Raw genomic sequence first — 23,893 nt, forward strand, 5'->3', positions numbered from 1 at the left:
TTACACGAATGATCTGGTACGGGGCATGCCCCGGACAGAAGACTTTGTCTAGCGACATTAATACCCGCTACCGACTCATAACGCAAATCTTGTTTACGAGAACGATCGAGGTATCTCTCACGCGGACGGGTTATTCGGGTCGGACGAGCGGGAACAGGATGGTCTCCCGGATACCAAGGCCGGTCAGCGCCATCAGCAACCGGTCGATCCCCATTCCGACACCACCGCTCGGCGGCATTCCGTACTCCAGCGCGCGGAGGAAATCCTCATCCAGGTTCATGGCCTCACTATCACCCTGCGCACCCAGCCGAGCCTGTTCCACCAGACGCTGACGCTCTACCACGGGATCGACCAGCTCGGAGTATCCGGTGGCCAGTTCGAATCCGCGCACGTACAGATCCCACTTCTCGGCGACCCCCGGCTTGCTGCGATGTTGCCTGGTCAGCGGGGATGTCTCGACCGGAAAATCACGGACAAAAGTGGGTTCGTGGAGATGATCGCCGACGAGATGTTCCCAAAGTTCTTCGACGAGTTTGCCGTGGCCTAACTTCGGGTCGAGCTCCAGCTCTCGCGCTTCGGCATAGGAACGGAGCTTGTCCGCCGATGTCTCGGGAGTGACCTCTTCCGACAACGCCTCGGACAACGACTCGTACATTCCGAGCGTGGTCCACTCGCCGGACAGGTCGTACTCCGAACCGTCGGCGAGAGTGACCACCTGAGTGCCGAGAACGTTCTGTGCCGCCTCCTGGATGAGCTGCCGCGTCATCACCGCGTTGGAGTCATAGGTCGCATACGCTTCGTAGTACTCGAGCATGGCGAACTCCGGCGAGTGCGAGGAGTCGCTGCCCTCGTTCCGGAAGTTGCGGTTGATCTCGAAGACCTTCTCGATACCGCCGACCACGCAACGCTTGAGGTACAGCTCCGGCGCGATCCTCAGGTACAGATCGAGGTCGAACGCATTCGAATGCGTGACGAATGGCCGCGCCGCGGCACCGCCGTGCAGCGTTTGCAGCATCGGGGTCTCGACCTCGAGGAATCCCCGGCCGTGAAACGAGTCACGCAGGGAACGCAGCACACCGGCGCGGGTACGGACCACGTCCCGCGCCTTGGGACGCACGATCAGATCGACATAACGCTGCCGGATCCGCGTTTCCTCGGCCAGGTCTTTGTGCGCCACGGGCAACGGGCGCAATGCTTTCGACGTGATGCGCCAGGAGTCGGCCATCACGGAAAGCTCACCGCGCTTGGAGGTGATGACCTCACCGGAGACGAATACGTGATCACCGAGATCGACATCGGACTTCCACGCCGCGAGCGCGTCCTCGCCCACCTTCGCAAGGCTGAGCATCGCCTGCAACTCGGTGCCGTCGCCTTCACGAAGACTCGCGAAACACAGTTTGCCGGTATTGCGCATGTACATGACCCGGCCGGTGATACCGACGATGTCGCCGGTGGCGGTGTCGGCAGGAAGACCGGAATGCTTCGCGCGCACTTCGGCCAGCGAGTGCGTCCGGGGCACCTCGACCGGATACGGATCGATACCCTCCGCGATTATCCGGTCGCGCTTGTCCCGGCGCACCCGCATCTGTTCCGGCAGGTCTTCGTCGGGGCTCACGCCCTCGGATGCGGGGATTTCAGTCATGGCGCACAGCGTACGAACCCGCCGGTTCCCTACGCCAACCGGATTACCTTTTCCGGGTCCGGACCGGCCGGTTTTCTCTCCATTAACCTTGAGCGCGTGAACTCATCCACTCCCGGCATCGAACCCGGACTGCACGCACGCCGCGCCGCCTCGTTCGGCGCGAAGGCCGCCGACTATGCCGCGCATCGGCCCGACTATCCGGAAAAGGCACTGGCCTGGGGGCTGGCCGGCGCGGCGGGAACCCCGGAACGGGTCCTGGACCTGGCGGCCGGGACCGGCAAGGTCAGCGAAGGACTGCTGGCGCTGGGCGTCGAGGTCACCGCCGTCGAGCCGGACGAGAAGATGCTCGCCGAGCTCACCAGGACACTCCCCGCCGTGACCCCGCTCATCGGGACCGCCGAGGAGATCCCGCTGCCGGACGGATCCGTGGACGCCGTGGTGGTGGGCCAGGCCGTCCACTGGTTCGATCTCGACCGGGCCTATCCGGAGATGGCCAGGGTGCTGAGGCCGGGCGGAGTCGTTGCGGCGCTGTGGAACCACGACGACGAGTCGGCGGGCTGGCTGGCGGAGTTGAACGCGCTGATCAAGACCTCGATGAGCAGGCGCTGGCTGAGCGATTACGAAGCGCTGCCGCAACACGAGGCCCTCGAGCCGTTCGAGAAGAAGACGTTCGGTCACAAACAACCCAGGACGGCGGAAACCCTGGTGGCCACTCTCGCGACCCATTCGCACATGCTGGTGGCACCGGCGGAGGAACGCGAAGCCAAACTTCGCACGGCGCGGGAATTCCTCGACCGGAATCCGGAAACCGCGTCCGGGGAATTCGATCTCCCGATCACCACCACCGTCTTCCGGGCGCGTAAGCGATGACCGACTGGAAGGCGGCGTTCACGACGACGTTCGGCGCCCCCGCGTCGGCGGTCTCCGCGCGGATCTGGACCGAGGTCTACGGCGACGAATACCCCGCCGAGCTGGACACCTACAGCTTCGTGACCCGGACCGACCTGCGCCGCATCGCGGCCGAAGCGCATCTGGAGCCCGGTGGGCGGCTCGCCGACATCGGCTGCGGGCGCGGCGGTCCCGGGCTTTGGGTCGCCGCACGCACGTACGCGACGCTCACCGGCATCGACATCGCGGCGACGGCGCTGGCGTCGGCACGGCGTCGGGCGGAGGCGATGGACGTCGAGGCGACCGATTTCCGGATCGGCGACTTCCAGGACACCGGCCTGGAGGACGCCTCGTTCGACGCGGTGATGAGCGTCGACGCGCTGCTGTTCGCGCCCGACAAGCGGTGCGCCTGCGAGGAGTTCGCACGGATCCTCGCGCCGGGCGGGCGGCTGCTCGTCACGACCTGGGACTTCGACGGGCAGCCGGTGAACCGGCCGCCCCAGGTCGCCGACCACCGGCCGCTGCTGGAGGCAGCCGGCTTGGACGTCCTCGCCTACGAGGAGACACCGGACTGGCGGACGCGGCAGCGGCGGACCATGGAGCTTTCGCTCGAACGGCTGGAGGAGCTGGCGGCGGAATCGGGCGACGATCCTTCGAGGCTCCGGGCGAGCCTCGAACAGACGCTGCGGAACCAGGACCTGATGACGCGGCGGGTGCTGATGATCGCCTCCCGCCGCGTTTAGTCCTCTAATTGCGGTAGTTGCCCACGCAAGGACCGCATTCAGAGGACTAAACGCGGTGGTTGCGCTCGTAGACCAGCCGGAGGCCCAGGAGCGTCAGATCGGGCGCGTGCTCGGTGATCGTCTCGGACTCGCCGAGCACCAAGGGCGCGAGGCCGCCGGTCGCGATCACCGCGACCGGATCCACCCCGCCCGGTGAGAGCTCGCGCTTGATCCGCTTCACCAGGCCGTCGACCTGGCCCGCGAAACCGTAGAGGATGCCGGATTGCAGGCATTCCACGGTGTTCTTCCCGATCACCGACCGCGGCGGCACCAGCTCCACCTTCCGCAGCGCCGCGGCCCGGGCGGCCAGCGCGTCGACCGAGATCTCGATACCGGGCGCGAACGCGCCGCCGAGGAACTCGCCCTTGGCGGAGATGGCGTCCACATTGGTCGAAGTCCCGAAATCCACCACCACACAGGCGGTGGACGGGTGCAGGTGATGCGCGGCCAGGGTGTTCACCAGCCGGTCCGCGCCCACTTCCTTGGGGTTGTCGACCAGGAGCGGCACGCCGGTGCGCACCCCCGGCTCGATGACGATCTTCGGCACCCTGGCGTAGTACCGCGAAAGCATGACGCGCAGCTCCCGCAGCACGGCGGGAACCGTGGACAGCGCGCTGATCCCGGTGACCGCGTCCGCGTGCGAGCCGAGGAGCCCGCGCATGGTGAGCGCGAGTTCGTCGGCGGTCATCCGCGCGTCGGTGCGCATCCGCCAGTCACCGGCCAGGTCGTTTCCCGAGTACAGCCCGAGAACGATGTTGGTGTTGCCGACGTCGATCGTGAGCAGCAAGGACTCAGCTTTCGGCGTGCAGCAGCGCGTCGAGACGGCGGGCGTCGGCGGTTTCGGCGACCGGGAAGGTCATCGTGTCGTCGTCGGCCAGGGTCACGGTGCCACTCAACAGGCCGGAGCCCTCCGGCGCGTGCCCGGGGTTGGCGCCCTTCTCGACGATCCGGTTGTCCGCGTCGACGAAGACGACGCGCGGCCGGAACGCGGCCGCCTCGGCGTTCTCCATCTGCGCGTACGAAATCAGGATCACCAGATCGCCGGGGTGCACCAGATGCGCCGCGGCGCCGTTGATGCCGAGCACCCCGCTGCCGCGTTCGCCCGCGATCACGTAGGTCTCGAGCCGCGCGCCATTGGTGACGTCCACAATGGACACCTGTTCGCCCGGCAGCAGATCCGCCGCGTCCATCAGGTCCTCGTCGACGGTCACCGATCCGACGTAGTGGAGATCGGCCTGGGTGACCGTCGCCCTATGGATCTTCGATTTCAGCATCGTGCGGTACATCGTGGACTCTCCCTATTCCCCTGCGTCCGGCGCGTGTTCCGGATGGTCCACGGCCGCGCCGAGCACCACCGGGACGTTGTCGATCAGCCGGGTACTCCCCACCCTGGCCGCGATCAGCAGACGCGCCTCACCGTCGACGGGCGCGGGCCCGAGGTCGGTTCCCCTCAATTCCAGATAATCGACCTCGACCGCGGGTCGCGCGGCGAGGGTCTGCCTGGCGGTCGCCAGCACGGCTTCCGCGCCGTCGCGTCCGACGAAGGCACCCGCGGTGAGCGCCGCCGACAACACGATCGCGTCCTCGCGCTGTTCCGGAGTCAGGTAGACGTTCCGCGAGGACAACGCCAGCCCGTCGCGCTCCCGGACCGTCGGCACCCCGATGACGCGGGTGTCGAAGTTCAGATCGCGCACCATCTTCTTGATCAGCACCAGCTGCTGGTAGTCCTTCTCCCCGAAGAAGGCGTAGTCCGGCCGCACGATGTTGAACAGTTTCGCCACCACGGTGAGCACGCCGGCGAAATGCCCCGGCCGCACCGCGCCTTCCAGCTCGTCGCCGAGCGCGCCGGGATGCACCGTGACGGTGGCCCCTTCGGGATACAGATCCGACGCCTTGGGCAGGAAGCCCAGCTCGACTCCGTCCTCCTTCAGCACCTCGAGGTCCTTGTCCAGCGGACGCGGGTACGCCTCGAAGTCCTCGCCCTCTCCGAACTGCAGGGGGTTCACGAAGATCGACGTCGCGACGACCGTGTTCGGCAGCCGCTTCGCCCGGCGGATCAGCTCGCGGTGACCGGCGTGCAGTGCGCCCATCGTGGGCACCAGCGCGACCTTGCGGCCGACGCCGTGCAGCGCACGCGTCACCTGGCTGACCTGCTCCGGCGGCTGGAAGGTGTGCAGCGTGCCTCGGGCGAATTTCGGTGTGGTCACTGGTTTTGCTGCCCTTCGGCGGGGTCACTGAGGAGTTCGGTGAGCTCGGCGGCGGCCGAGGCGTCCAAGAGCCCGGCGGCGTCGCCGCGCGCCAGCGTGCGCTTGGCCAGCGCGCGATAGCTCGGGGCGATGTCGGGGCCACGTTCGGCCAGCACCGCGAGATGCTTGCGCACGGTGCCGAGATCACCACGGGCCACCGGCCCGGTCAGTGCGCGGTCCCCGTGTCGCAGAACATTATCCAACGCCGCCGACAACAACGGAGCCACCAGGCGTTCGGGCTGGGCGATTCCCGCCTCCCGCAACAGTTCCGCGCAGTCGGCGACCAGCGCCATCAGGTGGTTCGCACCGTGCGCCAACGCCGCGTGATAGAGCGCTCGCGCTTCGTCGGGGACCCGGACGGGCTCCGCGCCCATCTCCACGGTCAACGCCTCGCCGACGTTCCACGCCGCCTCGTCACCCTCCGCCGCCGTGACGCCGAAACTGCAGGCGGCGAGCCTGTCGAGGTCTTCGGGACGGCCGGTGAAGGTCATCACGGGGTGCAGCGCCAGCGGCAGCGCGCCCGCCTCGGCGGCGGGCGCGAGGACGTCGATGCCGTGCGACCCGGAGGTGTGCACGACGATCTGTCCCGGGCGCAGCGAACCGGTGGCGACGAAACCGCGCACCATCCCGGCGAGCGCGTCGTCGGGCAGGGCCAGCAGGACCAGGTCGGCCCGGCGAGCGACCTCGTCGGGCGGCAGGAGCGGCACGTCGGGGAGCAGCTGCTCCGCCCGGCGCACCGAAGCGTTGGAAAGGCCCGAAGCGGCGACGACCGTGTGCCCGGCCCTGGTGAGCGCCGCGCCTACGACACTGCCGACGCGACCTGCGGAAACGACGCCCACGGCCAAGCGAGCGGGCCTCATCATGGCGTGCGCCAGGGGACGCTCATGGTCGAAAACTCCTCAACTCGTTCCAGTCCCGCTCTGCGGTCGCGGGTACCAGACGACGGCGCGAGGGTAACCCTCCGCCCCGGGTCTGACCCGGCGCTCGTGACCAGCTTCACCTGACCGTGGTCACCCGCGCGGCGCGCCGTCGGCGAGCCGGACGGCCTCGGCCCGTGACGTCTTGAGCACCCGCAACAGTTCACTCTGCCGCTGTTTCGCCTCGTCGGTGAGCTTCGGGCCGCGCCGCAGGAACGCGAGCTCGGTCACGCTGGCCTGGTAGCGGCCGACGGCCTTCGCCGCCTCCCGCCCCGACTGCTTCCGGGCCTGTTTCCGCCACGACCGCCGTCCGGAGAGGCTGGCCAGCAGCGACACCTCCGACGGGGCGATCCAGCGGGCGTCGACCATCATCGGCAGGGCCGCGGCGACGATCCGCTGCTCGCGGCGCCGCTGCATGACCACCACCGAGAAGACGCCGATGAACAGCGGCACCATGATCAGGAAGTAGACGTTCAGGAAGGTCTTGGCGCCGCCGAGCAGCGCGGCGCCGTTCCACAGCGCGTGCAACAGGACGGCGACGAGGTAGCCGCCGATCGGCGCCAGGATCCGCAGCGAGCGGACCTTGCTGCTCGCGGCGACCCCGAGGCCGATCCCGGTCATCACGGCGAACAGCGGATGCGTGAACGGCGAGAGCACACCACGCAGGAAGAACGCCGCGAGCACACCGGCGCTCGTGCCGTCGCCGAAGCCGTGCTCGGCGAACGCGCGGCCGAAGTAATAGATGTTCTCGGTGAAGGCGAAGCCCGCCGCGGTGAACCCGGCGTAGACGATGCCGTCCACGACGCCGTCGAACTCGCTCGGGCGACGCCACCACAGCAACAGGATGAAAACGGCCTTCGCGGCCTCCTCGACCAGCGGCGCGGAGACCAGCCCGCTGATCTTGCCGCCGACGCCCGTACCGAGCAGCAGGTCACCGACGGCCTCGGCGCCGCTGTTGAGCAGCAACGCGATGATCGTCGCGACGCACGCGCCCCAGACGAAGGCCAGCAGCAAGAGCTTCGGCGGTTCCGGCTCCCAGCGGTCCACCCACAGGAACGCGGTGACCACCACGGCGACCGGGACCAGCGCCGCGAGCACACCGATCCCCACCGCGAGCGGACCCACCTTTTCGGTCACCGTGCCGAAGACGAACAACCCGCACAGCGCGACGGCGATCAACCCGAGCACCGGCAGCAGCACGGTGATCGACCGAGACCGGCGGGGCCGGTCGAGACCGGGCGCCGGGGAGGAAGGCTCGCTCACAGCGGGTCACCCTACCGTCGGTACGCGCTCAGTCCTCCGCGCGCCGCCTGCGCCGCGGAGTGGATTCGTTCGCGCCGTTGGCGGCGAGCAGGTCCATCACCGATCGGCCGGAGGCGTGGGAGCCCGCGTCGGAGGTCTCCGGACGGCTGTGCGACGACCCGTTCCGGGACGGCGCCTCGTCGTCCGGCTTCGCCCGCCTGCCGCCATGACGGCCGCCGGTGGACTCGGTGCTCTGCCAGGCCGGGGGCTCCCCGTCCGGACGACGGCGACGGCCGCCGCCGGTGGGCTCCGGGACGTTCGGGGCCGGGGTGATCGAGACCGAGGAGTCCTCGGCGGCCCGGCGACGGCGTCCGCCGCCACCGTTCTGCGCCAGCCGGATCTCTTCGGGCAACGTCGGGTTGACCGCGGGCGGCTCCTCCGCGGCCGGGGATCCGTGCCGCGACGGCGCCTCGGCCGCCGGACGGCGCATCGGTTCGGGCTCCGGCTGCCGCACGGGCTCGGCCCGGCGAGGCGTCTCGGACACGGCCGGGATCGACGGCGGGGTCGGCGGCTCCGGGTCGCGACGCGGCTCCGGCCTCGGCTCGGGGCGCGGTTCCGGACGCGACTGGGCGGCCGCGGGCTGGGGCTTGGCAGGCGGCGTGGGCCGCAGCCGGTCCTGGAAGTCGTCCTTCCGGGGGAACGCGGCGCTCAGGTCGGAGACCGGGCGCTCCTGCGTCCACGACGGCTTCCACTCGCCGGTGGCCTCCATCGGTTCCGGCGTGGCGGGCTTGTTCGCGGGCGGCGGCGTGCCACCGGCCGGACGCGGCCGCTCGACGGGCTTCATCCCGGGGCGGGTCAGGCCGAGCTCGCGGTTCGGCCGGGGACGGTCCGGCTCGACCTTCTTCACCGGCTTCGCCTGCGCCGGGGGCTTCACCGGCGGCGTCTGCTTCCGGGTCTGCTCCTCGGGCCGCGTCGCGGGAGGACGCTGCACGGTGCCGGCGTCGAGCCGCTGCTGCAGCGAAGACTGCTGCGGGCGGCGGGGCGGTTCGTTGCGCGGGGACTCCGGCCGCTGGGGCTGCCGGGCGATGGTGGGCATCGACGGCTGCGAGACCTCGGCACGCGACACCCCGGGCATCGACGGGCGGGACACCTCGGCGGGCGTCACCGGCGGCGGGGTCTTGCGCTGGGCCTCGACCCTCGGCATCGGCCGGGAGACTTCGGCGGGCGACATGCCGGGGTTCGACATCTCCATCCGCTCGCGGCGAGCGGCTTCGGCGGCGAGCGCCTCGGCCGCTTTCGAGGCGCGGGCATCCGCCTTGCGCATACTGCGGCGAGTCGACTCGTCGACCGGCTTCGGCCGCTGGACCTGATTGCTCTGCCCGTACCCGTTGGTGCCGTTGACCTGGCCGTTCGCCGGTTTGCGGCGGGCGGCGGGCGGCGTGCCCGCCCGCGCGGAAGCGGGTTCGAGGACGCGGTCGATCATCTCGGTCGGGCGTTCGCGCTCGCGTTCACGCTCGTCGACATCGATCGTGGTGCTCTTGGCCGCCATGAGCTGGGGTTTGCCGTTGCCGTTCTCGGACCCCGCGCTCATCAGCTGCTTGTTGTCGAGGGACCGCATCCGGGTGGCCTGCGCGGTGAGCGCGACGCGTTCGAGGAGCACCTCGCCGCCGAAGAGCGACTGGAGGCTTTCACGCAGGGCGCTCACCTCGGCTCTGAGCGCTTCGAGCTCGTCGTGAGAGCGGCTCTCGGCGGCCTGCCTGGTCTCCGCCTCGATCTCCAGCTCGAACTCGCGGCGGGCGGCGATCTCGCGTTCCAGCTCCAGCTCGTAGACGGCCTGTGCCTCGGCGACGGCGTCCTCGCTCTGCGACACGTGCTTGCGGTAGCGGACCGCGAGGAACGCACCGATCAAGGCGGCCCACAGCGCCGCGACGATCCCCAAACGCAAGTAGCGGAGGTCGTCGGAAAGCACCAATGCGAGAGTCGCGCCGACGGCGAGAACCAAGCCGACGACAAGCCACGGCCTACCCGCAAGGCGGCCGCGCGAGTCGTCACCCACCCCGGTCATGCCCAACACCGTACCTTCTAGTAATCCGAACGAGACCTAGTCGGTACTTCGAGCGGTGGCTCTCGAGCGTTAACCGGTCGGCTCGGGATCGCGCTCCCGATCGCCGCCCTCGGGGGTCCGGCAGCAGTGTTCGAGCCATAAAGCCGCAGCTACCAGCGCCACCGAGCTGACGATCCCGACCGTCGCCGAGCGGAGATCACCGCTCGCCGCGAGGAGTTCGTCACGTCGCGGAAAAAGATACGCGAAAGCCGCCAGCCACACCCCCGTCATGACGGATCCGGCGAGCGAAGAGGCCTTCGCGAGGGCCACCGATCGGGCGACGGAGATCGCGGCGAGCACGCGGTTGCTCTTGATCCGCGCACGGATGATGAAGGCGAGCACGACCTCGCAGAGCGCGAGGACGAGCAACGTGATTCCGGCGAAGAGCGGAAGCGCGGGGATGGATCCGTAGGCGACCTGGAAGAGCAGATAGGCCAGGACCAATCCCAGGAGGCCGGCCACCGCCAGCTCGCGTGGCCGGGTGAAGTGCATGGTCCAACGCTACCTGGCAGGCTTGACTCTCCACCAACTGGAGAGTCGACGATGAAGCATATGGGCACCGCAGCGGTTTTCACCATCGGGGAGCTGGCCAAACGGACCGGCCTGCCGGTGAAGACCATCCGCTTCTACTCCGACGAAGGGCTCCTGCCCCCGACCGACCGCACCGATTCGGGCTACCGCCTCTACGACGCCACCGCGATGGCGCGCCTGGAGCTGGTCCGGACACTGCGGGAACTCGGGCTGGGCCTCGCTGACGTGGAGCGGGCACTGACCAGGGAAGCGACCATCGGGGACCTCGCGGTCCAGCACGTCGCCGCCCTGGACGAGCAGATCCGGCGGCTGGAGCTGCGCCGCGCGGTCCTGCGAGCGGTGGCCAAACGGGACTCACCACTGGAGGAGGTCGAACTGATGAACAAACTCGCGTCGATGTCGGACGAAGACCGCAAACGTTTGCTCGACGAGTTCTGGGCGGACATGGTCGAAGGGCTCGAGCTGGATCCGGAGTTCTACGAGCGGATGGTCTCGGCGAAACCGGAACTGCCCGCCGACCCGACGCCCGAGCAGCTGGAGGCGTGGATCGAGTTCGCCGAACTCGTGCAGGACGAGGAGTTCCGCACGTCCGTCCGCCGGATGAGCGAGTGGCACTCGCAGCTCCGGAAGCAGGACGGGGCGGACTTCGGGGCGAAGCAGCAGGAGCTGTGGATGGCGTGGAGCGCGAAGGCGACCGAAGCGCTCGAAGCCGGCCTCGCACCGGACTCGCCCGAAGGCCGGGAACTGGCGGAGACGATCTTCACGCAGTCTTCGCGCAACGGCCGTGACCCGCACGACCCCGCCTGGCGGAAGCGGCTCGCCGACGGGATGGCGATCAGCTCCGACCCGCGGGCCGAGCGGTACTGGCTGCTGATGGGGAAGATGAACGGCTGGCCGTCGTTCCCGTCGCAGATGCGGCAGGCGGAGTGGATCATCGCCGCCCTGCGCTCCGCGCTGGGTTAGCAAGGGACCTTTGCTACCACCCGCTACCCGCCCCGCGTTTCGTCCTCTGGATGCGGCGGTCGACTGGGTCGCGAGGGCGCGTTGCGAAAGCCACTTTCGCAACGTTGAAGGTTGCGAAAGTGGCTTTCGCAACCTCGGGGGGCGTTTAGTCCTCTGGATGCGGTGGTTCGCATCACGAACTACCGCATTCAGAGGACGAAATGCGTGAGGCGGACGGAGTCGCGGTCCGAGGCGGGGCGGGCGGCGAGGAGGCCGGCGACGGGACCGTGGCCGGGAAGCACCGCGTCGGGCTCGATCTCCAGCCAGGGGATCAGCACGCTCGCGCGCTCCGGCGTGCCGGGATGCGGCAGCACCAACTGGGGGTCGTCGGAGCGCACCCCGTCCACGGTCACTATGTCGACATCCAGCGTGCGCGGACCCCACCGGAGTTCGCGCACGCGCTCCGCCGCCTGCTCGGCGGCCTGCCCGGTGCGCAGCCAATCCCAGTGATCGCGCGCCGGGTCGTCGACCAGGACGACGGCGTTGAGGAAGTCCGGCTGGTCCTCGACGCCCCACGCCTTGGTCTCGTAAACCGACGACACCGCGACGACCGAGGGCCGGACCGCGTCGACGGCGGACCGGAGGTACGCGAGCCGGTCACCCAGGTTGGAGCCGAGCGAGAGCAGCGCGCGGCTCATCGCTCCCGCCGCACCGTCACGGCGACGTCGTCGAAATTCAGCGGGATCGGGGCGGACGGCTTGTGCACCGTCACCTCGACGGCGGTCAGCCGCTCGTCGCGCAGCACCTCGCCGGCGATCTTCCCGGCGACACTCTCGATGAGGTCGTACGGCTCGCCCGCCACGATCCCGGCGGCGAGCTCCGCCAGTTCGCCGTAGTGCAGCGTCTTGGTCAGGTCGTCGGACGCGGCGGCCGGGCCGAGGTCCAGCCACACCACGATGTCGACGACGAACTCCTGCCCGTCCCGCTTCTCGTGGTCGAAGACCCCGTGCCTGCCGAAGACCCTCAATCCGGTCAACGTGATCCGGTCAGACAACAGGACTCCCCTTCCGCCAAGCCGCCGCGACGGTCACGGCGTCGATGCTCGCGCCGACCTCGTGCACCCGCACACCCCAGGCTCCGGCCGCCGCGGCGAGCGCGGACACGGCCGCGGTCGCGTTCTCGCGGCCGTCCGGCGGGGCGGGCTTTCCGTCCTTTCCGGACAACAGGCGCCCGAGGAACCGTTTGCGCGACGCGCCGACGAGGACCGGGAAACCCAGAGACAGAAAGGAATCCAGGCCGTTCAACAGCGCCCAGTCGTGCTCGGCGTTCTTCGCGAAACCCAGCCCGGGGTCGAGCACGATCGCGCCGCGGTCGACGCCCGCGGCGAGTGCTTCGTCCACTCGGGACAGCAGCTCGGCACGCACGTCCGCGACGACGTCCTCATAGGACGCCAGCGCGTTCATGTCCTTGCTGTGCCCGCGCCAGTGCATCAGCACATACGGGACACCGGTCTCGGCGGCGACCTTCGCCATGTTCGGATCGGCCAGCCCACCGGAGACGTCGTTGATGACGGAAGCCCCGGCCTCTACCGCGGCGAGAGCGACCTCGGCACGGGTGGTGTCCACGGACATCGCGACGCCGTCGGCGGCGAGCGTGCGGATCACCGGCATGATCCGGGAAATCTCGGTCTCGGCGTCCACCCGGGACGCTCCCGGCCGCGTCGACTCCCCGCCGACGTCGATCAGATCCGCGCCGCGCGCCCACATCTCGTGCGCGTGCTCCAGTGCCTGCTCGACGCCGAGGTAGCGGCCACCGTCCGAAAAGGAATCGGGGGTGACGTTCAGGATGCCCATCACCGCACACCGGCCGGGCCGGGGCAGGGCGGTCATCGACGGCCCTTGATCAGGTCCAGCGCCTCCGCCCGCGAGGACGCCGAAGACTGCAGCAGCCCGCGCACGGCGGACGTCGTCGTCCTGGCGCCGGGTTTGCGGATACCGCGCATGGCCATGCAGAGATGTTCGGCCTCGACGACGACGATCGCGCCGCGGGGCTCGAGTTTGCGCATGAGCGCGTCGGCGACCTGGGAGGTGAGCCGCTCCTGGACCTGCGGGCGCTTGGCGTAGAGGTCGACGAGACGGGCCAGTTTGGACAGGCCGGTGACCTTGCCGTGGCCGTTCGGGATATAGCCGACGTGGGCAACACCGTGGAAGGGCACCAAATGATGTTCACAGTTATGCGTCAGGTGCCCGGCGATCAGGAACGTCGGGTGGGGCTCGCATTTGAAGCTGTACACCGTGTAGGGCTTGGTTCCTGTGGCCTTCACGGGGCGGACGGACTCCACCTCGACGTACTCCGACTCGATCAGGTCCGTTGAGTAGTCGTCTTGAGGGAAGCCGTGGCGCCGGAACCAGCTGTCGGCGATATATAGGTGCGAGGCGATCCCGCCACTTTTGGGAGTGAAACGAGCCCCGATGACCGTGGCCAGATCCTCCAGGAAGGGTACATTCGCGCTGACGACGGTCCGGCCCGCGATCTTCTTGTGGCGGAAGCCGTCCCCGTCCACATATCCGTCGAGGAAACCGTTGAAGGTGCTCAAATCGTTGAGCACGACCATCGGAAAGCGCTGCCGTTGATGGTGGGCATCGCCACCGACGTACTGCCGCATCAGATCCGCGAGGAACGACGAGACGACTCGCACCCGAAATCCCGGAACATCGCGCTCAAGGTAGCCCGACGGTCGCGTGACCGGTTCGAGTTTCGCCTCGATCCCGAAGGCACGATAGAGCGACTCGGCGTACTTTTTCGCGAAGTCGCGGTCGTTCACCACCAGCGAGACGTAGCGCTCGGCGACGGTTCCGTCCGAGCAGGTCGCACCGATGACATAGCCGAAGTCGTAGCCGAACTTCGGCTTCCAGCGATCCCGGCAAAGCTTGCGCGCGTGGGTCCACTCGATGAAGGAACCCTCGACGTCCTTGGCCTCCACCCAGCCCTTGGGCGTCGCCAAAGGATGGTCAGGAGTGACCTTGAAACTTCCGCCTGCGGTCGTGACCTCGACAAGCTCACGAGTCTGGTGCGAGCTGATCTCGGTGACCGTGGTCTCCTCGACCTTGCCACCCGACAGAGTCCACAGCTTGTCACCGACTTCGACCTCGGCCGCCTGCTTACGGCCTCCGACCGCGTTCACCGTCTGCTTGCTCGGCACACAGGTGCTGAACATCGGGATGTCGGTCACCAGCACGAGTTCTTCGTGGGCCTCGTCGAACGTGCGGTCCAGGACGTGGTCCGGTTCGGTGTAGAGACCGGCGAACATTTCCCGGTAAGCGCGAGCGACCCGGGCCGGGGTCTCCAAGAGACCGTCCCGGTCCGGGTCCTCACCACAGGCGAGCAGGAGTTCGCGTACGGCTTTCTCGGCCCGGTCCTGGTCGAAGACCGGGCGGTCGCCGTTATCGCTTGGTGTCGTCCTGTCCGTCGTCACGCCGTTGCTGTCCTTCGTCCTGCTGACCGCCGGGCTGGTCAGCGAACCAGCCGTCACGCGGGCGGTCTTCGGCGGGACGCCAGGGCTGGTTCGGCTGGCCGCCCGGCTGGGTCGCCGGGGTCCATCCGGGAGGAGCCCCGTAGTTCGGCGGGCCGCCTACGGGCCCACCCTGGTAACCGCCTGCCGGTCCGCCCGGCTGCTGCCCACCATATGCCTGGGGCCAGTGACCGGTGCCGTTCGGCCCGCCGTTGGGGCGACCGCCGTTGGGGTAGGCGCCCGGCGGCGGAGGGGCGTACGGGTTGGCGTTCGGGTCCGGGGGCGGGGCCGGCTGCGTGTACGGCGGGCCGCCGGGAAGGTCGCCGCCGCCCTGCGCGGTGCCGACCGGGGTCGGCGCCGGCTGCAGCACCGGCTGCTCCTTCTTCTCCTCCGGCGGGGGCCACGGCTCGCCGCGCTCCATGGCCAGCTCGCCGGGGGTCTTGATCGGCGGCTTGTCGGACGGCTTCCGGTCGCCGAACTCGTTGAAGATGGTGATGTGCGGGCGCTTCTCGACGGTCGCGAAGATCCGCTCGAGGTCCTTGCGGGTCAGCGTCTCCTTTTCGAGGAGCTCGATGACCAGCTCGTCCAGCACGTCGCGGTAGGTGCTCAGCACGTGCCACGCCTCGGTGTGCGCGGTCTCGATGAGCTTGCGCACCTCCTCGTCGATCTCGTGCGCGACCTCGAGCGAGTAGTCCGCCTGGCGGCCGGCCGAGCGGCCGAGGAACGGGTCGCCCTGTTCCTGGCCGTACTTGACCGCGCCGAGCCGGGCACTCATGCCGTACTCGGTGACCATCGCGCGGGCGATCTTCGTCGCCTGCTCGATGTCGGAGGAGGCACCAGTGGTGGGCTCGTGGAAGACGAGCTCCTCCGCGGTCCGGCCGCCCATGGCGAAGACCAGGCGCCCGATCATCTCCGAGCGGGTCATCAACTCCTTGTCGTCCTCCGGGACGAGCAGGGCGTGCCCGCCGGTGCGCCCACGCGGCAGGATCGTCAGCTTGTAGACCGGCTCGATGTCCGGCATCGCCCACGCGGCGAGCGCGTGCCCGCCCTCGTGGTAGGCCGTGATCTTCTTCTCCTTCTCGGAGATGATCCGGCTCTTGCGGGCGGGGCCGCCGACGACGCGGTCGACGGACTCCTCCAGCGCGGCGTCGGTGATCACGTGCCCGTTTTGGCGGGCGGTGAGCAGCGCGGCCTCGTTGAGCACGTTCGCCAGGTCCGCGCCGGACATGCCGACGGTCCGCTTGGCGAGGCTGCTCAGGTCGGTGCCCTGCGCGATCGGCTTGCCCTTGGCGTGCACCTCGAGGATCGCCTTGCGGCCGCGCATGTCCGGCGCGGACACCGGGATCTGGCGGTCGAAGCGGCCGGGGCGCAGGAGCGCCGGGTCGAGGATGTCGGGGCGGTTGGTCGCGGCGATCAGGATGATGCCGCCGCGCGCGTCGAAGCCGTCCATCTCGACGAGGAGCTGGTTCAGCGTCTGCTCGCGTTCGTCGTGGCCGCCGCCGAGGCCGGCACCGCGCTGGCGGCCGACCGCGTCGATCTCGTCGACGAAGATGATGCAGGGCGCGTTCTGCTTGGCCTGCTCGAACAGGTCGCGGACTCGCGAGGCGCCGACACCGACGAACATCTCGACGAAGTCGGAACCGGAGATCGTGTAGAACGGCACGCCCGCCTCGCCGGCGACGGCTCGCGCGAGCAGCGTCTTACCGGTACCGGGCGGCCCGTAGAGCAGCACGCCCTTGGGGATCTTCGCGCCGAGCGCCTGGTAGCGCGCCGGGTTCTGCAGGAAGTCCTTGATCTCGTACAGCTCTTCGACGGCCTCGTCGGCGCCCGCGACGTCCCCGAAGGTCGTCTTGGGCATGTCCTTGTTGAGCTGTTTGGCCTTCGACTTGCCGAAGTTGAGGACGCGGTTCCCGCCGCCCTGCGCGTTGTTCATCATCCACATCAGCAGGCCCAGCACCAGCGCCAAGGGGATGGCGAAGATCAGGATCTGGGTGAGGACGTTCTGCTGGGTGACCTTGGTGGTGAACTTGACCGGGTTGTCACCGCTCTTGAGGCCGATGAGCTGGCCGTAGATGGTGCCCGCGACGTTCGCCGGGTACTGCGCGATGATCTGGTCGACCTGCTGGCCGTCGACCTCGATCTTCTTGTTCAGCAGCAGCTTGATCTGCTGCTCCTTGTCCTCTTGCGAGGCTTCCTTGACGTTGTTCGCGGTGATCTGCTGGTTCGCGATCGAGATCGGCACCTGGGTGTAGCCACGATCACTGTCGAAGATCGTGTTGTATGCGAGAAACGCCAGTACCGCCGCGAGAATCCAGAGCACTGGGTTCCTGAGCACGCTCTTCCGGTTCATACGACTCGGCCCTGGTGGCCTCGACCCTTCCTGGTTGGGCGGCTCCTGTGATACCCGCCATCACGATCTTGACGACCCATGGTGCTCCGACACCCGCCCCTCAGGATACCGCCCGCCTGGACGGATGAGGGTGGTGAGCCTCTCGGACGTAAACGGCGGACGCCTCGCGAGGGTTCCCGGAGCCGGGTCTCAGCGTGTGTCGACCGCCACACCGGCGGCCATTTCACCCAGCCTCATCCGGAGTGTCTTGACGTCCGCGGGTGAGACGGTGACCCATTCGCGGCCGTCCGGACCGGCCTGTGACGTGCTGAGATAGCGGCCGCTGGCGGTGTCGAACCAGCCGAGGACGCGGGACCGCTGTTTGGCGCCGACGTGGGACCGGCTGTTCGCTGCGAGCTGACCGCCGCGGAGCCTCGGCTGGCCGGTGAGCTTGCCGAACGCCTCGCGCGGGTCCGCGGTGATGCGTTCGCTGAGCGAGACGCGCGGCTTGTCCTTGCGACGGGTCTTCGCCGCTTCGGGCTCTTCGGACTGCTTCGTCGCGTTGATGGCGGCGCGGATCGGCTCGGTGCGGCGGGCGTCGTCGATCGGCAGCGTGATGGACGCCTCCGAACCGCGCTGCCCCGGGGGCAGCAGGTCGACGACCGCGGTCGGGAGCCCGTCGGCGGGTGCCTCACGCAGCCAGATCCCGGACTGGTCCTGGATCGCGATCACCGCGTCGCGGCCGTCGGTGGCGCCGAGCACGGCGATCGTCGGGGCCTGGAAATCGGGGATGTGCAGCGCGTCGATGGTCAGCGAACCGCGGGCGAGGAGGTACAGCCAGTCCTCGATCTTGCGGTCCAGCCGACCCCGGCCGTCGCGGATGCCGCGGGCCTGGAGTTCGTTGTCGACGCGTTGGCGCAGGGCCCGCCGCTCGAGCTCGGTCGCGCCGTGCGACCGGACGCGCAGCGGGTACGGCAGGTCGCCGAGCTCGGCGGACTCCCAGAGGAAGTCGAACGCCATCGGCGTGAAATGTTCCTGGTGCATTGCTCCGTGCCCTCCCGGCACCTCGGCTTCTGGGCCTCGGGACGCCCAGCGGGTTCACGATAGCGAAGGGGTACGACAGTCGTCGTCCGGATGCGGTAAGTGCCCGGCGCGAACGCCATGAAAGGTCCTTTCCTTGCAAATTTTGCAAGGAAAGGACCTTTCATGGCACGGGCGTGAGGGGACGGGTCAGCGCGCGAGAGACGCTTCGGAAGCGATCTTCCCCAGCATCTCCGTGAGCCGGTGCCGCAACGTCGCCGGATCCGCGGGCGCGATGGTGATCCAGTCCCGTCCGTCGGCACCGCGGGTGGCCTGGGTGAAGTACCGGCCGGACTGCGTGTCGAACCAGCTCAGCACCGAAGACCGGCTCCGCGTGCCGTGCTTGCTGCGCGCGTTCGCGCCGAACTGGCCACCGCGAAGCCGCGGCTGGGCTTGAAGCCGCGACAGGGCCTTGCGATCTTCGTCGGACGTCGCCGTGCCGTCGATCTGCGGCTGGCGACGCTGGAGGAAGTCCGCCCCCGAAGCGCCGACGAGCCCGTCCAGCGGGAGGGTGATCGACTTCTCCGTGCCACGGGTCCCCGGCGGCAGGAGGGAGACGATCGCGCTCGCGAGGCCGTCCGGGGCGATGGGGTGGAAGTGGAAACCGCGCGGGTCCTGCACCGTCAGCAGGCCTTGGCCGCCGAGCACGGACGCGACCGCGAGCAGCGGTTCGGTGTTGGGATTGTTGAGCTGGACGCAGTCCAGGCTCAGGTCCGGCCTCGCGAGAACACCGAAGTAGTCCTCGATATGCGGCTCGGGGCGTCCGCGCTCGTCGGCGAGGCGGCGCTGGTTCAGCGACTGGAGCGTCTGCGTGCGCAGGGCGCCTCGCTCGTCCATGGTCGCCCCGTGCGAGCGGAGCCGTAGCGGGTACGGCAGCTCTCCGGCGTTCGCGCTCTCCCAGAGGAAGTCCAGCTCGACCGGGGTGAGCAGTTCACCGTTCGCCATCATCCGCCCCCAAACAAGTCAGCGGGCGCGCGGCCGATCGGCCGCGCGCCCGGTGAAAACCGTTCTAGCGTTCGTCGTCTTCGGTCCAGGCGCCGATGACCGGCGGCGGGGTAGCCTCGTTGGCGCCGAAGGCGTCGTCCGGGTCCGGCTCGATGAGGAACGACGCGTGCGTGTGCTCCTCTTCCTGCTCGGCCTGCGCGCCGTGGGCGCCCATGCCCATGCCGCCGCCCATGCCCTGCATCGGCGGGGTGGCGCCACCACCGATGGTGCCGCTGGAGGACACGATGCCCTGCTGCGGCACGGCCTGGGACGCCGCGCTCTGCGCGGGCCCGCCCTTCTCGGTGGCCGCGGCGTCGGTGCTGTCGGTGTCCTTGGCGCCGGACTTGTTGCCCTGTCCGAGTGTCTTGGCGCCCGCGTAGCCGAGAGCGCCGCCGAGACCGGCCGCGGTGAGGGCCTGGCCGAGTCCGTTGCCGCCGCTCGCCGGGGCGTGCGGGGTCATCGGGGCACCAGCGCCGGAGGCGACGCCGGCACCCGGCGCGACACCGGAGGCCGGCAGGTTGCCCGCGGCGGGGTTGTAGCCGGCCTGCGAGAACACACCCGAGTCCGGACCTGCGTGGATCGGAGCCGCGCCGCTGCCCTGCGCGCCGCCGTAGCCGTGCGTGCCGGCGAGGACGGGGGTGCCGGAGACGGCGCCGGAGTTGAGGCCGCCGCCGGCGATGTTGCCGACACCGCTGAACGAAGCGCTGTTGTGCGTGGCGGTCGGCTTCATGCCGAGGGATTCGGGGCCGAAGCTCGGGGTCGAGCTGTCGACCTCGCTCATCTCCTTGGTGTAGGCCTCGAGGAACCTGGCCTGCTCCGCCCGCACTTCCTTGTCCTGGTCGGCGAGGGGCTTCTGGTCGGTGATCATGCCGACCGGGCCCGCTGCCAGCGCCTGGCCCATGGCCTTCTCGGGGCTGTAGTCGGTCGGCTTCGGCATGAGCTTGACCTTGGTGGCGGCGTCGGCCTGCTTCTGCAGCCTGTCCGACATCGTGTGCGCGGCCTCGGAGGCCTGCGAACCCGAGTTCGCGATGGCGACCAGCGAACCCTGCGCGGCGGCCGCGCCCTGGCCGATCCAGGCGGAGCCCAGTTCGGAGATCGCGTTGTAGAGGTCGTTCGACGCCTGGCTCAGCTTGCTGCCGTGCGAGCCCCAGGACTGGCTGATCGCGGTCGCGGTGCTGGGGTCGTTGCCGAGGTTGGCCTGGTTCCACAGGTCCTGGCTGCTCGGGGCGCTCTCCCAGTTCGGCGGGTTCGTGATGGCGCGGTCGGCGCCGATGTCGAAGCCGTCGGAACGGCCTCGCGCGGACGACACGATGTTCGCGGCTTCCGAGTTGTCGCCGAGCTGGACCGGGGTGCTGCTGGTGCTGCTCTCGCCGTAAGAGTCGGCGCTGTGCTTCGGTGGCATGGCTTTCTGACTCCCCCTCAGACGTTCCGGAACGGCTCGGCCGCGGCCTGGTCGATCTCGTGGTAACGGGCCATCGCGGTGACGATGCCGGACTCGGCCGCCTCGTACTGCTGGTAAAGGTTCTGGAGGGCGGCGGTGTAGGAGTCGCCGCCGCCGTCGGCCCGGTTCGCGACCTTCGCCGCGATCGCGTTGCCGACCGGGTTGTTGCCCAGCTTCGGCGCCTGTCCGAGGTCGCCGGCGCTGTGGAGCAGCGCTTCGACGGCGTCCTTGCCGGTGCGGATCTTGTTCAGTGCGGTCTGGGCCGCGTCCGGGTCGATCCCGACCTGCCCCTGAGCCGCGGCGTTCTTGAACGCGTTCGCGTCCGCCAGGCTGCTGTTCCCCATCTGAGCTCTCTCCGTTTCCCCCGGGCCAGGCCACGACGGCTTCGTGGCAAAGGTCTTCGCATAGGTTAACGCACTTGATCGCAGCCTATGACGCGTTCTCCGCGCTCAGGGTTCCGCATTTCCCCACGAACGGGCAAGCGGTTCTCAGGACGTGTAAACGTGCGGATCCAGGGTGCCGATGTAGGGCAGGTCCCGGTAACGCTCCGCGTAGTCCAGGCCGTATCCGACTACGAATTCGTTAGGGATGTCGAACCCGATGTACTTGACCGGTACATCGACCTTGACCGCCTCCGGCTTGCGCAGGAGCGAGACGACCTCCAGCGACGCCGGGTTCCGGCTCGCGAGGTTCTTCAGCAGCCAGGACAGGGTCAGCCCGGAGTCGACGATGTCCTCGACGATGAGCACGTCGCGGCCGGCGATGTCGCGGTCGAGGTCCTTGAGGATCCGCACCACGCCGGACGACGACGTCGCCGAGCCGTAGGAGGAGACCGCCATGAACTCGAGCTGGGAGGGAAGAGGGAGAGCCCTGGCGAAGTCGGTCATGAACATCACCGCGCCCTTGAGCACGCCGACGAGCAGGAGGTCTCCCTGCCCGGAGCCGGGGCCGTCGGCCGGGTAGTCCGCGGCGACCTGTGCGGCCAGCTCGGCGATCTTGTCGTTGATCTGCTGCTCGGTGACGAGCACGGAGGCGATCTCGCCTTCGTACACAGGACGTTCCCCTCTAGGTGGTGGACTGGGGTGTTTCGAGCAAGAGCCTGCCATGCGCCCGCTTCGCCACCAAGTCGCCGGGTAGCCAGACCCCGCCCTGACCCCGCCAGTTCCCCACGAGCGCGTCGACCGAACGCAGATGGGCGTCGGTGAGCTCGCGGACCCCGGAGTCCAGCAGCCACCTGCGGAGGACGCGTCGCCGCAGCGCGGGCGGTTCGGTGGCGAGCACGGCGACGTCGAGTCCTTCGCCGGTGAAAGCCCGCAGGTGGACGTCGGCGGCGAGTGTGTCCAACGCCTCGGTGTCCTCGCGTAGTTGCGCCGCCGTGCGGGCGAGCGAGGCCGCGACGCCGCCGGACAGCACCTCCTCCAGAAGGGGCAGTACTTCCGTCCGTAACCGGACACGGGTAAACCGCGGGTCCGCGTTGTGCGGGTCCTGCCACGGGTCGACGCCGAGCGCCGCGCAGGCCCGCCGCGTGGTGGCGCGGGTGACGCCGAGCAGCGGCCGTCCCCATGGCGGGTCGAGCGGCCGCATCCCGGCGAGCGAGCGCGGGCCGGAACCCCGGCCGAGGCCGAGCAGGACGGTTTCGGCCTGGTCGTCGAGGGTGTGGCCGAGCAGGACGAGGCCGTGCCCGTCCGGCAGCGCCGAGCGCAAGGCGCCGTAGCGGGCCCGGCGGGCGGCGGCTTCCGGCCCGCCCGCGCCCTCGACGCGCACCTTCAGGACTTCGGCGGTGTCGGCGCCCAGTTCTCGTGCCGTGTCCGCGGCGCGGGCGGCGGTTTCGGCGGAACCGTCCTGGAGGCCGTGGTCGACGACGAGCGCGCGCACCTTCAGCCCCGCGCGCCCGCCGGTGAACGCGGCGGCTTCGGTCAGCGCCAGGGAGTCCGCGCCGCCGGAGACCGCGACGTACACCTCGTCACGCGGGTTTGCCGACGCGAGGAACTCCCGTACGGCCGTCCGCACGGCCGCGATCGCCGGATCGGGTCCGCTCACCCGTGCAGGCGCCGCACCCAGGCCGCCGGATCGCCGATCTCGGCCCTGGTCGGCAGCGTGTTCGGCGACGTCCACACGGCGTTGAAGCCGTCCATACCGACGGCGTCGACGACGTGCTTGGTGAACTTCGCGCCCTGTTCGTACTGGCGCAGCTTCGCGTCCACGCCGAGCAGGCTGCGCAGCACGCGGTCGATCAGGCCGCCGCCCTTGCGCCGGGCGGTGAACCGCGAACGGATCAGCTCGACGCTCGGCACCACCTGCGGCCCCACGGCGTCCATCACGAAGTCGGCGTGCCCCTCCAGCAGGGTGGAAAGGGCGAGCAGCCGGTCGAACACCGCGCGTTCGCCCGGCGACTGCAGGAGTTCGGCGAGACCGGCGCCGCCCGCCTTGCCCTTGCCGATCTGCTTGATGGTGTCCGGCAGGCGGCCGACCAGATCGCTCAGCCCGTCCGCGTCCCGGCCGGCGAGCCCGCCGATCAGGCGCTCGACCTCGTCGGCGAAGTAGTCGCGCAGCCAGGTGACCGCGGTGAACTGCAGCCGGTGGGTGCATTCGTGCAGGCAGACCCACAGCCGGAAGTCGTGCCCCGGCACGTCCATCGCGCGCTGGGCGGCGACGACGTTCGGCGCGACGAGCACCAGCCGCCCGGCGCGGTCCGGCCCGCCGAACGGGTCGTACTGCCCGAGCACGCGGGACGCCAGGAAGGCGAGCACGAGTCCGGTCTGGACACCGGCGCCACCGGCCAGCACGGGCGCCAGCGGGCCGCCCTGCGCTTCCGGCAGCGCGCGACCGGTGAGCGCGTCGAGCCCGGCCGCGGCGGAACGGACCCAGCCGGGCCTGTCGACGACTTCGGCGGGCAAAAGCGGCAGGTCGAGGCCCAGCCCGGTCAGCTCGCGGACGTGCCCCTCGGCCTCGCCCGTCAGGTCACGTAGCTCGGCGACGGCTTCTTCGGCCTCTTCGCGGTCGACCACCGGACCGCCACGCACCAGGAGGGCGCCCGTCGAGGCGGCCAGGGACCAGTCGACCATCGAACGTGTCTTGGTCGGCGTTTCCTCAGTCACTCTTATGACGCTACCCGCTGGAAGACCGGTTTCCGTCCCGAGTTCCTCACGCTCCGATTCCGGTCGCTCACCGGGCTGGCCGGCGGAGCAGGTGCGAACAAGCGAAGGCCGACCGACTACGACGTGAACCCGCCCGCCGAAGGCTCCGCGGTCGCG

The 23,893-nt window shown here is 69.5% G+C and carries 22 protein-coding genes and 2 pseudogenes; 3 read left to right on the forward strand and 21 right to left on the reverse strand.

All coding sequences use genetic code 11. The annotated features are described in order from the left end of the window. Nucleotides 1-130: 130 nt before the first annotated feature. Nucleotides 131-1,642 (reverse strand): lysine--tRNA ligase, encoded by a 1,512-nt coding sequence (gene lysS / locus ACSMFO_RS31035; protein ID WP_043848432.1) that lies wholly within the window; start codon nucleotides 1,640-1,642, stop codon nucleotides 131-133. A 96-nt stretch (nucleotides 1,643-1,738) separates the two neighbouring features. On the opposite strand from lysS, the gene ACSMFO_RS31040 reads away from it, so the two are divergent. After that, nucleotides 1,739-2,512 (forward strand): class I SAM-dependent methyltransferase, encoded by a 774-nt coding sequence (locus ACSMFO_RS31040; protein WP_436461461.1) that lies wholly within the window; start codon nucleotides 1,739-1,741, stop codon nucleotides 2,510-2,512. Further along, nucleotides 2,509-3,273 (forward strand): class I SAM-dependent methyltransferase, encoded by a 765-nt coding sequence (locus tag ACSMFO_RS31045; RefSeq protein WP_436461462.1) that lies wholly within the window; start codon nucleotides 2,509-2,511, stop codon nucleotides 3,271-3,273. The genes ACSMFO_RS31040 and ACSMFO_RS31045 overlap by 4 nt, the downstream gene beginning before the upstream one ends. 46 nt (nucleotides 3,274-3,319) lie before the next feature. On the opposite strand, the gene ACSMFO_RS31050 is transcribed toward ACSMFO_RS31045, so the two are convergent. The 7 genes from ACSMFO_RS31050 to ACSMFO_RS31080 all read right to left on the reverse strand — a co-directional run bounded on the left by ACSMFO_RS31050 (nucleotide 3,320) and on the right by ACSMFO_RS31080 (nucleotide 10,313). After that, a complete protein-coding gene (locus tag ACSMFO_RS31050; protein WP_038520863.1) occupies nucleotides 3,320-4,099 on the reverse strand; it encodes a type III pantothenate kinase in 780 nt (259 codons plus the stop codon). 4 nt (nucleotides 4,100-4,103) lie between these two features. Next, nucleotides 4,104-4,598, reverse strand: coding sequence for an aspartate 1-decarboxylase (gene panD, locus ACSMFO_RS31055; RefSeq protein WP_016337767.1), 495 nt, complete (start codon nucleotides 4,596-4,598; stop codon nucleotides 4,104-4,106). Between the two features lie 12 nt (nucleotides 4,599-4,610). Beyond that, nucleotides 4,611-5,519, reverse strand: a complete 909-nt coding sequence (panC, locus tag ACSMFO_RS31060; RefSeq protein ID WP_016337768.1) for a pantoate--beta-alanine ligase — start codon at nucleotides 5,517-5,519, stop codon at nucleotides 4,611-4,613. After that, nucleotides 5,516-6,433, reverse strand: a complete 918-nt coding sequence (locus ACSMFO_RS31065; protein WP_378415295.1) for a Rossmann-like and DUF2520 domain-containing protein — start codon at nucleotides 6,431-6,433, stop codon at nucleotides 5,516-5,518. The genes panC and ACSMFO_RS31065 overlap by 4 nt, the downstream gene beginning before the upstream one ends. Nucleotides 6,434-6,568: 135 nt before the next feature. Further along, nucleotides 6,569-7,738, reverse strand: a complete 1,170-nt coding sequence (locus ACSMFO_RS31070) for a PrsW family intramembrane metalloprotease (protein WP_084098492.1) — start codon at nucleotides 7,736-7,738, stop codon at nucleotides 6,569-6,571. Nucleotides 7,739-7,766: 28 nt separating this feature from the next. Continuing rightward, nucleotides 7,767-9,782 carry a DUF6779 domain-containing protein gene (locus tag ACSMFO_RS31075; RefSeq protein ID WP_436461463.1) on the reverse strand — a complete coding sequence of 672 codons (2,016 nt, stop codon included), beginning with the start codon at nucleotides 9,780-9,782 and terminating at the stop codon, nucleotides 7,767-7,769. A gap of 69 nt (nucleotides 9,783-9,851) precedes the next feature. Continuing rightward, nucleotides 9,852-10,313 carry a DUF3180 domain-containing protein gene (locus tag ACSMFO_RS31080; RefSeq protein WP_038520876.1) on the reverse strand — a complete coding sequence of 154 codons (462 nt, stop codon included), beginning with the start codon at nucleotides 10,311-10,313 and terminating at the stop codon, nucleotides 9,852-9,854. Between the two features lie 60 nt (nucleotides 10,314-10,373). Here ACSMFO_RS31080 and ACSMFO_RS31085 point away from each other — a divergent pair, with 60 nt between their 5' ends. Further along, nucleotides 10,374-11,315 (forward strand): MerR family transcriptional regulator, encoded by a 942-nt coding sequence (locus ACSMFO_RS31085; protein WP_436461464.1) that lies wholly within the window; start codon nucleotides 10,374-10,376, stop codon nucleotides 11,313-11,315. Nucleotides 11,316-11,503: 188 nt separating this feature from the next. Here the strand turns inward: ACSMFO_RS31085 and folK are convergent, their stop codons facing one another. From folK to ACSMFO_RS31150, 13 genes and pseudogenes are all read right to left on the reverse strand, one after another. Then, entirely contained in the window at nucleotides 11,504-11,992 is a 489-nt protein-coding gene (folK, locus tag ACSMFO_RS31090; RefSeq protein ID WP_436461465.1) for a 2-amino-4-hydroxy-6-hydroxymethyldihydropteridine diphosphokinase, read from the reverse strand. Beyond that, nucleotides 11,989-12,348: a dihydroneopterin aldolase gene (gene folB, locus ACSMFO_RS31095; RefSeq protein ID WP_436461466.1), complete on the reverse strand. Its 360-nt coding sequence runs from the start codon at nucleotides 12,346-12,348 to the stop codon at nucleotides 11,989-11,991. The genes folK and folB overlap by 4 nt, the downstream gene beginning before the upstream one ends. Further along, nucleotides 12,341-13,183, reverse strand: coding sequence for a dihydropteroate synthase (gene folP, locus ACSMFO_RS31100; protein WP_037335215.1), 843 nt, complete (start codon nucleotides 13,181-13,183; stop codon nucleotides 12,341-12,343). The genes folB and folP overlap by 8 nt, the downstream gene beginning before the upstream one ends. Next, a pseudogene (gene folE, locus ACSMFO_RS31105) lies at nucleotides 13,180-13,524 on the reverse strand (GTP cyclohydrolase I); the annotation flags it as partial. The pseudogene folE and the gene folP, both read right to left, overlap by 4 nt. 972 nt (nucleotides 13,525-14,496) lie before the next feature. Then, nucleotides 14,497-14,769, reverse strand: a pseudogene (locus ACSMFO_RS31110) (GTP cyclohydrolase I); the annotation flags it as partial. Beyond that, entirely contained in the window at nucleotides 14,738-17,155 is a 2,418-nt protein-coding gene (gene ftsH / locus ACSMFO_RS31115; protein ID WP_016337778.1) for an ATP-dependent zinc metalloprotease FtsH, read from the reverse strand. The pseudogene ACSMFO_RS31110 and the gene ftsH, both read right to left, overlap by 32 nt. A gap of 189 nt (nucleotides 17,156-17,344) precedes the next feature. After that, nucleotides 17,345-18,178 (reverse strand): ESX secretion-associated protein EspG, encoded by an 834-nt coding sequence (locus ACSMFO_RS31120; protein ID WP_073845610.1) that lies wholly within the window; start codon nucleotides 18,176-18,178, stop codon nucleotides 17,345-17,347. A 186-nt stretch (nucleotides 18,179-18,364) separates the two neighbouring features. Then, nucleotides 18,365-19,159 carry an ESX secretion-associated protein EspG gene (locus tag ACSMFO_RS31125; RefSeq protein WP_038524720.1) on the reverse strand — a complete coding sequence of 265 codons (795 nt, stop codon included), beginning with the start codon at nucleotides 19,157-19,159 and terminating at the stop codon, nucleotides 18,365-18,367. 64 nt (nucleotides 19,160-19,223) lie between these two features. Beyond that, nucleotides 19,224-20,600: a WXG100 family type VII secretion target gene (locus ACSMFO_RS31130; protein ID WP_360090222.1), complete on the reverse strand. Its 1,377-nt coding sequence runs from the start codon at nucleotides 20,598-20,600 to the stop codon at nucleotides 19,224-19,226. Between the two features lie 17 nt (nucleotides 20,601-20,617). Beyond that, the gene (locus ACSMFO_RS31135; protein WP_038520899.1) at nucleotides 20,618-20,983 is read right to left on the reverse strand and encodes a hypothetical protein; all 366 of its coding nucleotides are present in this window, start codon (nucleotides 20,981-20,983) and stop codon (nucleotides 20,618-20,620) included. 144 nt (nucleotides 20,984-21,127) lie between these two features. Then, on the reverse strand, nucleotides 21,128-21,691 hold the full coding sequence (hpt, locus tag ACSMFO_RS31140) for a hypoxanthine phosphoribosyltransferase (protein ID WP_016337783.1): 564 nt from the start codon (nucleotides 21,689-21,691) through the stop codon (nucleotides 21,128-21,130). Nucleotides 21,692-21,704: 13 nt separating this feature from the next. Continuing rightward, nucleotides 21,705-22,679 (reverse strand): tRNA lysidine(34) synthetase TilS, encoded by a 975-nt coding sequence (tilS, locus tag ACSMFO_RS31145; RefSeq protein ID WP_436461467.1) that lies wholly within the window; start codon nucleotides 22,677-22,679, stop codon nucleotides 21,705-21,707. After that, nucleotides 22,676-23,704 (reverse strand): zinc-dependent metalloprotease, encoded by a 1,029-nt coding sequence (locus ACSMFO_RS31150; protein WP_436461529.1) that lies wholly within the window; start codon nucleotides 23,702-23,704, stop codon nucleotides 22,676-22,678. Before ACSMFO_RS31150 ends, tilS begins: the two co-directional genes overlap by 4 nt. Between the last annotated feature and the right edge of the window lie 189 nt (nucleotides 23,705-23,893).

This window comes from Amycolatopsis sp. w19, from assembly GCF_051373225.1.
In the GTDB taxonomy this organism is placed as follows: Bacteria; Actinomycetota; Actinomycetes; order Mycobacteriales; family Pseudonocardiaceae; genus Amycolatopsis; species Amycolatopsis japonica.